Origin of the sequence: Fontivita pretiosa (assembly GCF_050410795.1) — a bacterium.
GTDB lineage: Bacteria > Planctomycetota > Phycisphaerae > Tepidisphaerales > Tepidisphaeraceae > Fontivita > Fontivita pretiosa.
The window spans coordinates 1,924,278-1,938,038 of sequence record NZ_CP191258.1 but is presented as its reverse complement, the minus strand read 5'-3'; the positions used below and the strand labels follow the sequence as shown (position 1 = coordinate 1,938,038).

At 64.5% G+C, this 13,761-nt stretch carries 10 protein-coding genes; 7 read left to right on the top strand and 3 right to left on the bottom strand.

Annotated elements, in window-relative coordinates; genetic code table 11:
- Positions 1-123 precede the first annotated feature (123 nt).
- Positions 124-3,738 carry a beta strand repeat-containing protein gene (locus ACQS5P_RS07910; RefSeq protein WP_428940356.1) on the top strand — a complete coding sequence of 1,205 codons (3,615 nt, stop codon included), beginning with the start codon at positions 124-126 and terminating at the stop codon, positions 3,736-3,738.
- A 160-nt stretch (positions 3,739-3,898) separates the two neighbouring features.
- Here the strand turns inward: ACQS5P_RS07910 and ACQS5P_RS07905 are convergent, their stop codons facing one another.
- Positions 3,899-4,351, bottom strand: a complete 453-nt coding sequence (locus ACQS5P_RS07905; protein ID WP_428940355.1) for an ArsR/SmtB family transcription factor — start codon at positions 4,349-4,351, stop codon at positions 3,899-3,901.
- 141 nt (positions 4,352-4,492) lie between these two features.
- Between ACQS5P_RS07905 and ACQS5P_RS07900 the strand changes: the two genes are divergently transcribed.
- From ACQS5P_RS07900 to ACQS5P_RS07890, 3 genes are all read left to right on the top strand, one after another.
- Positions 4,493-4,714: a YgaP family membrane protein gene (locus ACQS5P_RS07900; protein ID WP_428940354.1), complete on the top strand. Its 222-nt coding sequence runs from the start codon at positions 4,493-4,495 to the stop codon at positions 4,712-4,714.
- Between the two features lie 64 nt (positions 4,715-4,778).
- The gene (locus ACQS5P_RS07895; protein ID WP_428940353.1) at positions 4,779-5,921 is read left to right on the top strand and encodes an efflux RND transporter periplasmic adaptor subunit; all 1,143 of its coding nucleotides are present in this window, start codon (positions 4,779-4,781) and stop codon (positions 5,919-5,921) included.
- A complete protein-coding gene (locus tag ACQS5P_RS07890; RefSeq protein ID WP_428940352.1) occupies positions 5,918-9,502 on the top strand; it encodes an efflux RND transporter permease subunit in 3,585 nt (1,194 codons plus the stop codon). The genes ACQS5P_RS07895 and ACQS5P_RS07890 overlap by 4 nt, the downstream gene beginning before the upstream one ends.
- 336 nt (positions 9,503-9,838) lie before the next feature.
- Here ACQS5P_RS07890 and ACQS5P_RS07885 read toward each other — a convergent pair whose 3' ends face one another.
- Both ACQS5P_RS07885 and ACQS5P_RS07880 read right to left on the bottom strand, forming a co-directional pair.
- A complete protein-coding gene (locus ACQS5P_RS07885; RefSeq protein ID WP_428940351.1) occupies positions 9,839-10,006 on the bottom strand; it encodes an FmdB family zinc ribbon protein in 168 nt (55 codons plus the stop codon).
- A 28-nt stretch (positions 10,007-10,034) separates the two neighbouring features.
- Positions 10,035-10,346 carry a hypothetical protein gene (locus ACQS5P_RS07880; protein ID WP_428940350.1) on the bottom strand — a complete coding sequence of 104 codons (312 nt, stop codon included), beginning with the start codon at positions 10,344-10,346 and terminating at the stop codon, positions 10,035-10,037.
- Between the two features lie 654 nt (positions 10,347-11,000).
- Here ACQS5P_RS07880 and ACQS5P_RS07875 point away from each other — a divergent pair.
- The 3 genes from ACQS5P_RS07875 (at position 11,001) to ACQS5P_RS07865 (ending at position 13,760) form a co-directional block, all read left to right on the top strand.
- A complete protein-coding gene (locus tag ACQS5P_RS07875) occupies positions 11,001-11,822 on the top strand; it encodes a type 1 glutamine amidotransferase (protein WP_428940349.1) in 822 nt (273 codons plus the stop codon).
- 35 nt (positions 11,823-11,857) lie between these two features.
- Positions 11,858-13,315: a hypothetical protein gene (locus ACQS5P_RS07870; protein ID WP_428940348.1), complete on the top strand. Its 1,458-nt coding sequence runs from the start codon at positions 11,858-11,860 to the stop codon at positions 13,313-13,315.
- A 160-nt stretch (positions 13,316-13,475) separates the two neighbouring features.
- The gene (locus ACQS5P_RS07865; protein ID WP_428940347.1) at positions 13,476-13,760 is read left to right on the top strand and encodes a hypothetical protein; all 285 of its coding nucleotides are present in this window, start codon (positions 13,476-13,478) and stop codon (positions 13,758-13,760) included.
- The last annotated feature ends 1 nt before the right edge of the window (position 13,761 follow it).

Here is a 13,761-nt window from a genome sequence, read left to right as displayed (position 1 = left end):
TCCCGGCTTCCAGTCCGCAGGCACAGTGGCAGGGGGCGGTGTGCGAGCAAGGGCTCGGCATCAGGTTCAGGGGATGGAGTTCGACGTGCCGTTTCGGCGGGGATCGAACCGCTGGAGCGGCGGATGATGCTCTCGACGATCAACTGGGTGAATAAAGGGTCGGGCGCAGGTGTGCTCGATACCGATGACTTCAACGCTGTGTATGGGGCCAGTGCGACGATCGCGCGGAACATCGTTCAGCGCGCTATCGACGACTGGGAGCGGGTGATCGTGAACTTCAATGGCCTGACGCCCCTCTTCCTGCCGCGGAACACTTTTGATCTGACGATCGATGCCCAGGCGTTCGCCGGGGGGCTGCGCGGCTCGACGGGGAGCATCTCGTACGATGCCCTGGGCAAACCGTCAAGCGCCACGATCCAGCTTGACGACAACGGGGGCGGATCGGGTTGGTATTTCGACTCGGTGCCAGGCAGCGCGACGGTGCCGGATGACGGCGAGTTCACGACCGCGTTCACGACATTCGGCGCGGACCTGAGCGGCACCGCCGACGTTGATTTCTACCGCACCGCATTGCACGAGATCGGCCACGCGATGGGACTGGCCAGCAGCTCGCCGTTCATTACCTCCAACGAGGTGGACGTCGGCGATGATCCGAACAGCAGCGACCCGGCGGATCGGCTGGTGCAGGTCACCGCGGGCGCGACCACGTACACACTGACGACCAACGGCGGGCGGCACTTCTTCGAGGGAGGCGGCGCCTACGGCGGGCCGATTCATCCCAATGACCTGCTGAACCCCGGGCGCACGATCCCGACAACGGTGGTTCGGCGGCTGCTGATCTCCGACACGCTGGCCACCTTCCTGCGCGACGCCTACAGCTACACCGTGACCATGCCCAGCCTCATCAACACCATGTACGTCAACCTCAACACGACGACCAACGTGGTGACGATCAACGGGGACATCGACCCCACAGGCGACGACGCTGACGTGATTGATTTGGAGGTGGACGGCACCGCGATGAGCTTCGAGGTCAATGGCACCGACGAGGTCATCGAGGGGGCGCAGTTCACGACGATCATCGTCAACGCCGCAAACGCCAACGGCGACGTGGACGTGGACGCGCTGCTGTCCGGCAAGAGCGTGACCGTCAACGGCGGAGCGGGCAACGACAACATCAGCGCCGCCCAGGAGCTTCAGGACATCGACACGAACCTGGGATCGAACTTCACCGCCAACGGCGACACCGGCACCGACACGCTGGTGTTCAACGACCAGTCGGACGGCTCCGGCGGGGACGACTACACGATCACGAGCACGACGTTCACGAAAAACGCGTCGGTGATCAACCGGGTCATCACGTATGGCACGTTTGAGTCGATGATCATCAACGGCAGCCCCTTCGCCAGCACCTATGACATCAATTCGCTCAGCAGCACGCTGACCAGCGGGCTGACGATCAACGCGGGGGCGGCCAACGACACGATCACGGTCGGCGGGACATCCGGCGACATCGACAGCCTGGTCAACGCGAGCGTGATCGTGCATGGCAACGGCGGGATTGACACGATCCACTTCAACGACGTTACCGACGACGCGAGCGTGGACGACAGCTACACCCTCACCAGCATCGGGTTTGACAAGAGCAGCACCAGCGAGACGTTCGGCTTCGACACGGTGGAGAACGTGATCCTCACCGCTGGCCTGGCCGACAACGCGATCGACGTGCTGAGCATGTCCGCGGTTACCAGCCCGGACCTGGACACGCTGGTCATCAATGGCAATGACGGCAATGACGCGATCAACTTCAGCAACGGCGACCTGGACGACAGCCTGGCGTTCGTGGCGATCACGGTGAACGGGCAGGCGGGCACGGATTCGCTGTACCTGAACGACTCGACTGACGATACCGGCGCCGACAGCTACACGCTGAGCAGCACGACCTTCGACAAGAACTCGGCGGGCGTTGATCTGATCACCTACGGGACCGTCGAAAGCCTGACGCTCGATGCCAGCGGGTTCAACAATGTCATCAACCTGAACACCCTGAGCGTGCCAGCGACCGTTCGCGGCAATGGCGGCAACGACACGATCAACATCGCCAGCGGCGATGTGGACAACAACATCCTGGCGAACGTGAGCGTGTCTGGAGGGGCGGGCACCGACGCGATGGTCTTCGACGACACGACCGATGGTGCGACGCAGGACGACTGGTCGATCACCTCCACCGCGATCATCAAGAACTTCGCGGTCAACCGCACGTTCAACTACAGCGCGCTGGAAGGCATCACGATCAACGCCAGCGCTCAGGCGAACAACTATGAGATCGGCTCGACGCTGCCCGCCACGCCGGTGGTGATCAACGGCGGGGCCGGGAATGAGTCCTTCAACGTCGGCACGCCGGGCGACGACGTTGGCGGTGTGGATGGAGCCTTGACGCTCAACGGCAACGGCGGGACGGATACGCTGAACTACAACGATTCAGCCAACGCCGCCGCCACGACGTATACCCTGACCGCCACAACCATCGATCGTACCGGAGCTGCGACGACGACGTACGGAACGATGGAAGCGGTGGTGCTGAACGCCGGGGGCGGCGGCGACACCATCAACGTCAACGGTTCGGCCGGCACAAGCCCTGTGACGGTCAACGCTGGCGGCGGAAACGACTCGATCGTCGTGGGCAACGGCGACTGGGACAGCTCCGTGTTCAGCAACGTCAGCATCGCCGGCGGGGCCGGAACCGACTCGGTTCGCATCGACGACCTGGGCGACACCGTGGCCGACAACTACGTCGTCAATTCGACCAACACCACCAAAAGCTCGACAGCAAGTGTGATCGGCTACTCGACCATCGAGAGCTATACGCTGGACGCGAATAACCTGGCGAACACCATCACCGTCGAAAGCGCGTTCAACAACTACCGGATCAACGGCAACGGCGCGGCGGACGTCATCGACGTTGAAGGCAACCAGGTCGGCACGTTCCTGACCGTTGACGGCGGAGCGGGGCTGGACACCGTGCGGCTGAACGACGACGGCGTTGGCGTGGTCGCTGTACAGTTCGTCAACTCCCAGGACCTGTCCAGGCTGCAACTGTTCAACGGCAGCCAGGCGCGGGTCAACGCCGGCGCCGACAAGGTCATCGACACGTCGCTGCTGTCGATCCAGGGTAACGGCCGGCTGGACCTGAACGACAACGACATGATTGTCCGCGGCGAAACCCTGGCCACGATCACGTCGTATCTGACCAGCGGGTTGACCAATGGCGGGGCGTTCGACTGGCTGGGGGCGGGCATCGGCTCGACCCGGGCCAACGCGCAGAACACCGGCGCCGGCAGCTTCCTTTACGGGCTGGGTGTGATCCTGAACGATCTGGCGCAAGTTGGCGGCGCCGGGCCGATCTATCCGGCGTTTTCGGGAATCGGCGGGCTGGTCGGAACCGAAGTGCTGGTGAAGTTCACCTACTTCGGCGATGCCGATCTGTCCGGCGCCATCGACGCGACCGACTACTCGCTGATCGATAACGGCTTCGTCAACGGCCTGTCCAACTGGATCCACGGCGACTTCGACTACTCCGGCGGGATCGACGCCACCGACTACGCCCTGATCGACAACGCGTTCGTGAACCAGTCGGGCGTGCTGGCCGCCAGCGAGCTGATCGCCCAGCACACCCGCCAGTTCGGCAGTGCCTACACGGAGGCATTGAAGGCGATTCAGTCAGGATTCATCGGATGAGCGTCAGCCCGTAACCGAGTGGAAAACGACAGAGGCAGTCGCGACGATCGCGACGACTGCGAGGGATCCCGGGGCGCCGCCGCAAGGTGTGCTTCCGGGATCCTCTTTTTTTCGGCTGAGGGCAGGGTGTCAGAGATCGCAAGCGACGATGAACGCCGATTCATCGGTGTTCATCAGTGGTATGGGTCTGGGACGATTCGGCGTGCGGTGCACTGGCAGCCAGGCGGGCGGCCTGCTGGCGCGCCTGATTGGCCACATGTGCACAGACCAGATGGCACAGGTCCAGGACCAAAGGCATGGCGATGGCGTAGATGGCGCGATTGCCCTGCTGCTGCCGACGGACGATCCCGGCTTGCAGCAGGATCGAAAGCTGCTTGGAGACGTTGGCCTGCTTTTGGCCTAGCTGGCTGACGATCTGCCCGACGCTGGCTGGCCCCCGCTGAAGCAATTGCACAATTCGCAACCGGGTGGGTTCCGACAGGACGTGAAAGAGCTGAGCGACCGCTTGGAGCTGCGCCTCGGTGAGCGGGCCGTGTTCATGGTGTGCCGGGGCTGACGTCTGTTGGGCTTCCCCCGATTCGGACTCAAGATATTGACTGCAATGGATTTGCATGCTTATCGCCAGATTCTCGGCGCTGTGCTTGACAGCATTACTAATTATTCATATAGTGTTCAACACTGAATGTCGATACAGTGTAGTATCGGCGAAAGGACTTGTCCAGATTTTTGGCAGATCAAATCGATGAGGATACATATGTCTCGCGAACGTGCTGTTTGGGCATTGGCAGGAACGATGGTGCTGCTCAGTCAGGCATTGGCATATCTGGTTAGCCCCTGGTGGCATCTGCTGAGTCTGTTTGTTGGGGCGAATCTGCTTCAGTCGGCATTTACAGGTTTCTGTCCGGCCGAGAAGATCTTCGCGAAAATGGGCCTTAAGAGTCAGTCCGACTGTTGTGCGGCCCAATCGCAACGGTAAGACGTTGCGTCATTGGCCGGGGCGGGCAAGCCTCGCAGCACCGACTGTAGGAGAGTGAGCAACCATGAAAGCGAAACTGGCGGCGATGCTTCAGCGGCTGCGTTCGCTGACGGCGGCAATGGTGTTCGTCGTAGCCGCGACGCTGTTGATGCTGTGGCTGGCGGGCGTGTTTACCGCGAAGGTGCCGATGGAGGTTGCCGCCGCCGGCGCCACGCCGCCGGCCACATTGCCCGCCGGCGCCACGGCCGTGGCCCGGATCGTGACCGTGCCGGTGACCGAACAGGCCGTGGGAACCATCCGTGCCCAGCATGAGACGACGATCGCCTCGCGAATCCTGGCGCGGGTGGTCGAGATCAACGTGCGGGCCGGGCAGCAGGTCAAGGCCGGAGAGGTGCTGGTTCGGCTGGACGATACCGACCTTCGGGCCCGGCTGGAACAGGCGGAGGCCGCAGCGGTGGCGGCGCAGGCCGAGTGCGAGCGAGCCGAGATCGAGTACCGCCGCGTCAGCGCCCTGATCGAACAGAAAGCCGTCTCGCAGAATGAATACGAGCTGGCGCAGACGGCGCTGAAAAGCGCCCAGGCGAATCTGGCCCGCGCCCAGCAGGCTGTGGCCGAAGCCAGGGCGGTCCTGGAGTACGCGACGATTCGCTCGCCGATCGACGGGCTGGCCGTGGATAAGCGCGTCAACGTCGGGGATACCGTCACTCCGGGTCAACCGCTGCTGAGCCTGTACGATCCGACGCGGATGCAGCTCGTGGCCGATGTTCGCGAGTCGCTGGCGCGGCGGCTGGAAGTCGGCCAGCAGATCCCCGTTCATATCGAGGCGCTGGACAAAACCTGCAACGGGCAGATCAGCGAGATCGTGCCCAACGCCCAGACGGCCAGCCGGTCGTTTCAGGTCAAGGTCGTCGGTCCGTGTCCGCCGGGGCTGTATACGGGCATGTTCGGGCGGATCACGATTCCGCTGGAGGAGCGACAGGTGCTGGTGATTCCCCGGGCGGCGGTGCGGCGTGTGGGGCAGCTTGAGCTGGTGGACGTGGTGGATGAGCGTGGAATCATCCACCGCCGTGCAGTGCGCATCGGGCGCGACATCGGACCGGACGATGTCGAGGTGCTTTCGGGCCTGAAAGAGGGCGAGAGGGTTGTGCTGCCGCGGCTTCAGTCCGGCGGCGCGACCACGTCCAATGCCGGAGGCAGCCAGCCATGAGCACACCGCAGCAGACAAACAGCCAGCCGGGCGTATTGCCTGCGATCGGGACCGAGGAGCATCGCATCACCAACCGCATCGTTGCGGCGTTTCTCGGATCGAACCTGTCGCTGGTGCTGATTCTGCTGGCGGTGCTGGTGGGCGCCGCGGCGCTGTGGCTGACGCCGCGCGAAGAAGACCCGCAGATCATCGTGCCGCTGGCCGACGTGTTCGTCAGCTTCCCCGGGCACACCGCCGCCGAGGTCGAGCAGCTCGTCACCACGCCGCTGGAGAAGATTCTCTATCAGATCGACGGGGTGGAGTACGTGTATTCGATGAGCCGCCCGGAGCAGGCGATCATCACGGTGCGCTACTACGTCGGCGAGGATCGTGAACGCAGTCTGGTCAAGCTCCAGAAGCGGATCGAGGAGCACAAGGACATCATCCCGCCAGGCGTCAGCGGATGGGTGGTCAAGCCGGTGGAGATCGACGACGTGCCGATCGTGACGCTGACGCTGACCAGCCCGACCGGCAGCCCCAGCGCCGACGACATGACCCTGCGGCGCATCGGCGAAGAGCTGAGCGAGCGTCTGGCGGCGGTGAAGGATGTGTCCCGCGCGTACGTGATCGGCGGCCGGCCCCGCGTGGTGCATGTCTACCTGGACACCAGCCGGATGCAGGCCTATGGGGTCTCGCCGATCCAGATCCAGCGGGCGATCGAAGCCTCCGACGTTCGGCAGTTGGCCGGCAGCTTCCGCGCCGGCGACCAGGTCATTGCCGTCGAGGCCGGCGCGCCTTTCACCAGCCCTGAGCAGCTTCGTGAGCTGGTCATCAGCACGTTCGAGTCGCGCCCGGTGTTCCTGAAGGACGTGGCGCGGATCGAAGACGGTCCGGCGGAGGTAAGCAGCTACGTGCGTCACGGTTGGGGCCCGGCGCGCGGGTTTACGCATCATCCCGGATTCACCGCGACTCTGGTCGGCGATGATGGTCAGTCGATCGAGGCGCTGCTGCCGAATGACGCGACGATCTCCGACCCCGCCGTCACCATCGCCATCGCCAAGAAGAAAGGCTCCAACGCGGTGTGGGTGGCGCAAAACGTGCTGGAGCGTGCGCGGGAGCTGAAACAATCGATCGTGCCCCACGACGTGCGGATGGTCATCACCCGCAACTACGGGATGACCGCGGATGAAAAGGTCAACGAGCTGGTCGAGGCGCTGGCGGTGGCGATCTTCATCGTGATCGGGCTGCTGACGATCGGTCTGGGCTGGCGCGAGTCGCTGGTCGTGGCCGTCGCCGTGCCCGTGGTGTTCGGGTTGACGCTGGCGGTGAACCTGCTGCTGGGTTTCACGATCAACCGGGTGACGCTGTTTGCGCTGATTCTGGCGCTGGGGCTGCTGGTGGACGATCCGATCGTGGACGTGGAGAACATCGCCCGGCACTTCGCGCTGCGTCGCCGCCCGACGCGCAGGCTGGTCATGGAGGCCGTGGCCGAAATCCGCCCGCCGCTGATCATCGCGACGCTGGCGGTGATCGTCTCGTTCCTGCCGATGTTCTTCATCACCGGCATGATGGGGCCGTACATGCGCCCCATGGCGCTGAACGTGCCGGTGACGATGATCATGAGCATGGTGGTGGCGTTCACGATCACGCCGTGGATGGCCTATCACGTGCTGAAGCGCAAGTACGCTTCGGGCAGTTCCGCCGACGCGGTGCCTGAGCATCATGCCGATGATCCGCATGATCTGGACGCGGTGCGGCAGTCGCGGCTGTACCGGTTTTTCTATCCACTGATGGCTCCGCTGCTTCACTCGCGAAAGCTGGCGATTCTGTTCCTGCTGGTCATGGGCGGGTTGACGCTGGCCGCGACGCTGCTGGCCGCCACGCGGCACGTGCCGCTGAAGATGCTTCCTTTTGACAACAAGAACGAGCTGATGCTGGTGCTGGACTTCGACCGCGGCACGACGCTGGAGCGATCGGACGCGGCGGTGCGGGAGTTCGAGCAGTACCTCAAGACAGTGCCCGAAGTGGCGGATTTCGTCAGCTACGTGGGCGTGGCGGCGCCGATGGACTTCAACGGGCTGGTCCGCCACTACTACCTTCGCCGCGGCGACAACGTCGCGCAGATTCATGTGAACCTGGCGGGCAAGAAGAACCGGGCGATGCAGAGCCACGCGATCGGCCTGCGCATCCGCGATGACCTGACGGCGATCGCGCGGCGGCACGGCGCGAAGCTGAAGATCGTCGAGACGCCGCCCGGGCCGCCGGTCATCGCGTCGGTGGTCGCCGAAGTGTACGGCCAGCCGGATCATCGCTATGAGGATCTTCTGGCCGGCGCCCGCGTGGTTCGGCGGCGGCTGGCGGTGGAGCCGGGGGTGGTGGACCTGGATGATGTGATCGAGGCGCCGCAGCGGAAGCTCGTGTTTGTCACCGACAAGGAAAAGGCCGCGCTCAACGGCGTGAGCACGCGCGACGTGGCCATGACGCTCCAGGCGGCGCTGGGCGGGGCGTTGGCCGGCACGGTGCGTGTGGAGTCGGAGCGCAACCCGCTGCTGATCGAGCTGCGCCTGCCGATCGAACAGCGTTCCAGCGCCGCCGACCTGGCCCAGATTAACGTCGTGGGCAGCAACGGCGCGCTGGTTCCGCTGGCGGAGATCGGCGAGTGGCGCGAGGAACTGGTCGATCAGACGATCTATCACAAGAACCTGCACCGCGTGGCGTACGTGTTTGCCGAGACCGCCGGCAGACCTCCGGCGGATGTGGTGGTCGATGTTCAGGCGGATCGCGCAACCGAGTCGGAGGCATCCTCCGCTTCGGTCGCCAGGGCGTTCGTGGCCGGAGATGATGGGTGGGTGCAGGACGCGGCGCCGCGCCCGGCGGATGATCGATCATTCTTCTCGCCGGGCAGTGGAGTAGCCTGGAAGCTGCCGCGAGGGCTGCGCGTCGATTTCGCCGGCGAAGGCGAATGGAAAATCACCCTCGACGTGTTCCGTGATCTTGGGCTTGCGTTTGGGGCGGCGCTGGTGGCCATCTACGTGCTGCTGCTGGCACAGACCAGGTCCTTTGTCATTCCCATCGTGGTGATGCTGGCGATCCCGCTGACCGTGCTGGGCGTGATGCCGGGGTTCTGGCTGCTCAACGCGCTGGTTGGCGGCGACGTCGGCGGCTATCACGACTCGGTCTTCTTCACCGCCACTGGAATGATCGGCATGATCGCGCTGGCGGGAATCGTAACGCGCGACTCGATCATCCTGGTGGATTTCATTCATCTGTCGCTGGCCAGGGGACGAAGCCTGTTCGACGCGATCCTGGAGAGCCGCGTCGTTCGATTGCGCCCGATCCTGCTTACCGCCGGCGCCGCGATGCTCTCATCGCTGCCGATCACGGTCGATCCGATTTTCTCGGGGCTGGCCTGGTCGCTGATCTTCGGGCTGTTCGCATCGACGCTGTTCACGCTGTTCGTGATTCCGATCACGTACTGGCTGTTGTACGCGAACAAGCCGGGTCATGGCCTGCCGGAGCAGACTCTGGAGTCGGAACCGCAATCGCCGGCTCGTTCGTCGGTGGGATTGTCGGCAGGTGTGGGGGCCGCTGCCGCGGATTGACCCCAGAGCTGCTGCGGACAGCGGTCTCCGGCCAGCGACAACACTGCGGCGCCACAGCGAATGAACAGTCTGGAGTAATGGCCGCGATAGCTGGGGCAGCCGCGACAGATCTGCTCTCGCCGGGCGATGGTCTGGCGGATTTCCGGGGCCATGTGCTGCCAGGCCCATCGTTCCAGGTGCTGGTGGAGGCTGGCGGAGTTGTCGGGGATGATGGCCATGGTGCGTTAGCCCGCCGCCAGGCGCAGCGCCCGAGTGGCCGGCGCGGCGGGCGCGGCCCTGCGGGCGCTGAGCCGGCCATGAAGGCGACGACGGACGCAGCGGTGTCGGCGCTGCGGCTCACGCCTTGGAGGCCGTGATCGCCTGGAACGGCGCGGGACGTTGTTCCACCTTCTCACTGCCACACTTGGGACAGCGTGGCGCGGGTTGCTTGTCGTGTTCACGAATGCTCAGCCTCATCTCGAAGCTGTGACCACAACTTTTGCATTCGTACTCATACGTGGGCATAACGACACCTCCACGTAAGCAAGCTGTTCTACAGCGGCGTGTGTGGGCAACGGTCGCCCGCGGCAACGGTCGACCCGGTGTCTGCTGCGGCGACCAGTTGCGGAACATCGGCCGCGCTGGAATGATTGGCCTGATCATCGACCAGTTCCAACTGATCCTCCTGCACCAGCGTGCGCACGCCGAACGGCGAGTCCGGAACGGGAAACTCCACTTCGTAAGCGGTTGTGGGTGTATGCCAGATGCTGCACACGACACCGACCTGTCCCTCATGCAGCGCGACTGGGCCGATATCGTGTCTGAGCCGCACGCGGTCATCGACACGGATGGGTCGGGTGGTCATGGCTGATGCACCTCCCCCGGCCGGGCCACGACTGTGGCGCACGAACCGAAGCCGTTTTCAGGCCTGCTTTCCGATCGGACCCGGCGCGTCATGCGCACCAAGCGGCATGTGCGTATCACGGGATGCGCACCGCACCCCCAGCCGCCGCCGCGCCGTCGTTCGAGCCCGTTTTTGAATGGAGTCGGCCTGGCGGACGGCCGAGCCGGAGGTGATCCATGCCGCCAACGCCCGCTTGCGGGCGCGCATATACGCACCGTCCGGCACGCGGCGTCGGCGCGGTCCGGAGGCATGCCACGCTGGAAACACATCCAACCGATCAGCCACCGCCAACGCCACCCGCTGTTGCTGATCGGCAGATCGCATGATGTTCGGAGCAGATCGAAGCGACCCTGGCGGGCACACCACCGCCGCGCTCGATCGTCTTGCCTCCGCTAATTAATCATATGGCGGGCCGGACGCGGATCTCAATTCAAAAAAGGATCATTCAGACCGATTTTTGGCCTGCGCCGCGGGCGCCAGTCATCGGCGAATGCCGTGCGCCACGCTGCGATGGAATGGCCGTTCACAAAAAACCCAAATGTCGCGGTCGATAATGATGGTCGAGCGGCGGCGGCTTGACAACCGCAAAGCGGCTCGCGGATGATCCATCGACGTATGAGTCGAGCGATCATCCTTCAGCAGGTGCCCTACGAGTCCCCGGGGCGCATCATCCCGATCTTTCGAGACTTCGGCATCCCGGTGGAGGTCCGTCACCTGTATCGCGGAGACGAAGTGCCCAGCGATCTGGATGAGCTGCGGGTGCTGGTGGTGCTCGGCGGGCCGATGGGGGTCAGGGATCTGGGAAGCGAACAGTATCCGTTCTTACAGAAGGAAGTGGAGCTGCTGAAGCGGATGGTGGCGTTGGATCGGCCGGTGCTGGGAATCTGCCTGGGAGCGCAGTTGCTGGCCCACGCCGCCGGTGCCAGGGTTTATCCGAACACCAGGCCCGGTGCCAGGCCGGACGATCCGCCCGTGCCGGCGCCGGAGATCGGCTGGGGGCCGGTGTACTTCCCGTTTCCCGGCGGCACCGAGCCGATCGTCTTCGGTTTGCCAGACGGGGCGCCGATGTTTCACTGGCACTTTGACACGTTTGATCTGCCGAAGCTGCCGGCACCGGCGAATCCCCCGCCGCCGCCGGCGCCGCCTCCGCCCACCGGCAATGCCCTGCTCAGCTCCACCCGGCTGTGCAAAAACCAGGCGTTTCGCTTCAAAAACCGGCTGTTCGGATTTCAATATCACTTTGAGTTTACCGAGGCGGACATCGAAGCACTGCTGGAACACGACCGCACAAGCTGGCAACAGGTGCTGGGGCCCGACGGGGCCGCACGCATCCGCGAGGATACGGCGCGCTACTATCGTCGGTACGCCCGCCTGGGAGAACGCATTGTCAACAACTTCGTGCAATACCTGAAGGTGTACGAAGCGGAAAGTTCGTAAGTGGCGACGGCTGTGATTGCTGCTGCGGTGAAACATTGAAGGCGCTGCGTCATTATCTGCGACGATTCGTGGACGGGCAGATGGTGCGCCCGCTGGCATTGGCCGGACCGGTGCTGGTTCTGCTGATCGCGCTGCCACTGCTGCGTCCGCTGCGACATCCCGAACAGATGTCGGTGGAGGAGATGCAGCATCTGGCGACGGTGCGGGCGCTGGTGGAGCACCGCTCGTTGGCGCTGGACCGGGGCTACCGCGACATCCCCGGCGTGGTCCATACCCCCAACGGCACGTTCAGTCCGCAGCCGCCGATGATGCCGCTGCTGCTGTACCCGCCTGCCTGGATCCTGGATCGACTGGGGATCAGCTTCGACAGCCATCAGGCGACGATTGCGTACGTGTTGACGTTGTTGGGGGTGACGTTGCCGGTAGCCGGGGCGGCGGGGCTGGTCTATCGCATGGGACGGCTCTTCGAGCTGCGTCGCCCGATCCGCACGTGTCTGGGGATCGCGGTGGTCAGCGGCAGTGGACTGCTCAGCTATGCGGTGGTTCTCAACGCCGCCGCTCCGGCCGCCGTGCTCATCCTGGCCGCCGCCGCCTGTCTGGTTCACGTCAACGCAATGAACCGCGACGACCGCCGCGCCGGATGGTTCGCTCTGGGCGGGGCGTGTACGGCGCTGGCGGCGACGCTGGAGCCGGCGGCGATCGTCTTCGTGGTCCTGCTGCTGTGCGTGATCCCGACGATGCGGTTTTCCATTCCCCGCCGAATCGCCGGAATGATCGTCTATCTCATCGGAGCCATCCCGGTCTTCGCCCTGCATGCCGCCTGGAATATCCCCATCACCGACGATGCCATTCCCGCCTCGGTTCACGTGGCCATGTCCAACCGTCCCAGCATTCAGGCGGTCAGCCTGGCGCAGCGTGCGATGCTGGCCTTCGATGAGTATGACGAACAGGAAGGTTCCTGGGGACACGGCGACGCCGGCGGGCGATCGATCACGGACATCCTGCTGGGGCACGCATCGTGGCTGATTACCGCGACGGTCGGCGCGCATGGGGTGCTCAGCCATTTCCCGGTGCTGCTGGTGGGCATCCTGGGGATCGGCGCGGTGATGCACCGACACTGGCCGAGCTCGACCAAGACGCTGGCGGGGGCAACCGGCGCGGGGGCGGTGCTGGTCATGGCGCTGTATCGCATGGCGAGGCTGGACTGGTCCGGGGCGATGTTCGCGTCCCGCTGGTTCCTGATCTTCACCCCGTTGCTGCTGTTCTGGGCCGGGGCGTGGCTGCGGCGGTCGCACGGCAAACCGGCCTGGGCGGCGGCGGGGGCGGCGCTGGCGTTCAGCGTCGCGGTCGGCTTGGTGGGGGCCACCGATCCAACTCCCGCCCGCGGCTTCCAACGCTACACCGCCGCCGAAGCCGTCCTGCGCCTGCTCGGCAGCAACCCGGATTCACAGACCGAGGCGCAGGCACGCGCCGACGCGCTGCTGGGCCGGTGAACGCCAGCCACGCTGCTTCGCCTGCGACGGCGTGCCTTCGCCGCTGAACCCGCACGCGCACCGCGCATGTTTGTTTCAAATCGGCTATCATATTGGCAGGCAGGGGTTGAGGATCGCTGCACGTCCGGCGATGGACCCGGCCGCACGAACAGGAGGTTGCGTGCAGGAACCGCACAAACAAGACCCCCCGCCACTGCATGAACAGCAGCCGTCCGACGACACAGGCATCCGTCGCCTGCGTCACGACGTGTTCAATGGGATGCATGCGTTGAATCTGTGCATCTGCGCGCTGCCGACCCTCACGGACGATGACGAGCGGTTGCACTACCTCCAGGAAATCACCACCGCAGCGGATCGAGTAATTACGTTGCTGGATGAACTGGAGGCGGCGATGGCAGGCGGCGACATGGCCAACAACCACCCGCCTGGTCAGTACGGCACATGAT

Coding starts and splice junctions, on each gene's coding strand:
- ACQS5P_RS07905 (WP_428940355.1), bottom strand. CDS start 4,351: ATGCAAATCCATTGCAGTCAATATCTTGAGTCCGAATCGGGGGAAGCC.
- ACQS5P_RS07875 (WP_428940349.1), top strand. CDS start 11,001: ATGAGTCGAGCGATCATCCTTCAGCAGGTGCCCTACGAGTCCCCGGGG.
- ACQS5P_RS07885 (WP_428940351.1), bottom strand. CDS start 10,006: ATGCCCACGTATGAGTACGAATGCAAAAGTTGTGGTCACAGCTTCGAG.
- ACQS5P_RS07910 (WP_428940356.1), top strand. CDS start 124: ATGATGCTCTCGACGATCAACTGGGTGAATAAAGGGTCGGGCGCAGGT.
- ACQS5P_RS07900 (WP_428940354.1), top strand. CDS start 4,493: ATGTCTCGCGAACGTGCTGTTTGGGCATTGGCAGGAACGATGGTGCTG.
- ACQS5P_RS07880 (WP_428940350.1), bottom strand. CDS start 10,346: ATGACCACCCGACCCATCCGTGTCGATGACCGCGTGCGGCTCAGACAC.
- ACQS5P_RS07895 (WP_428940353.1), top strand. CDS start 4,779: ATGAAAGCGAAACTGGCGGCGATGCTTCAGCGGCTGCGTTCGCTGACG.
- ACQS5P_RS07890 (WP_428940352.1), top strand. CDS start 5,918: ATGAGCACACCGCAGCAGACAAACAGCCAGCCGGGCGTATTGCCTGCG.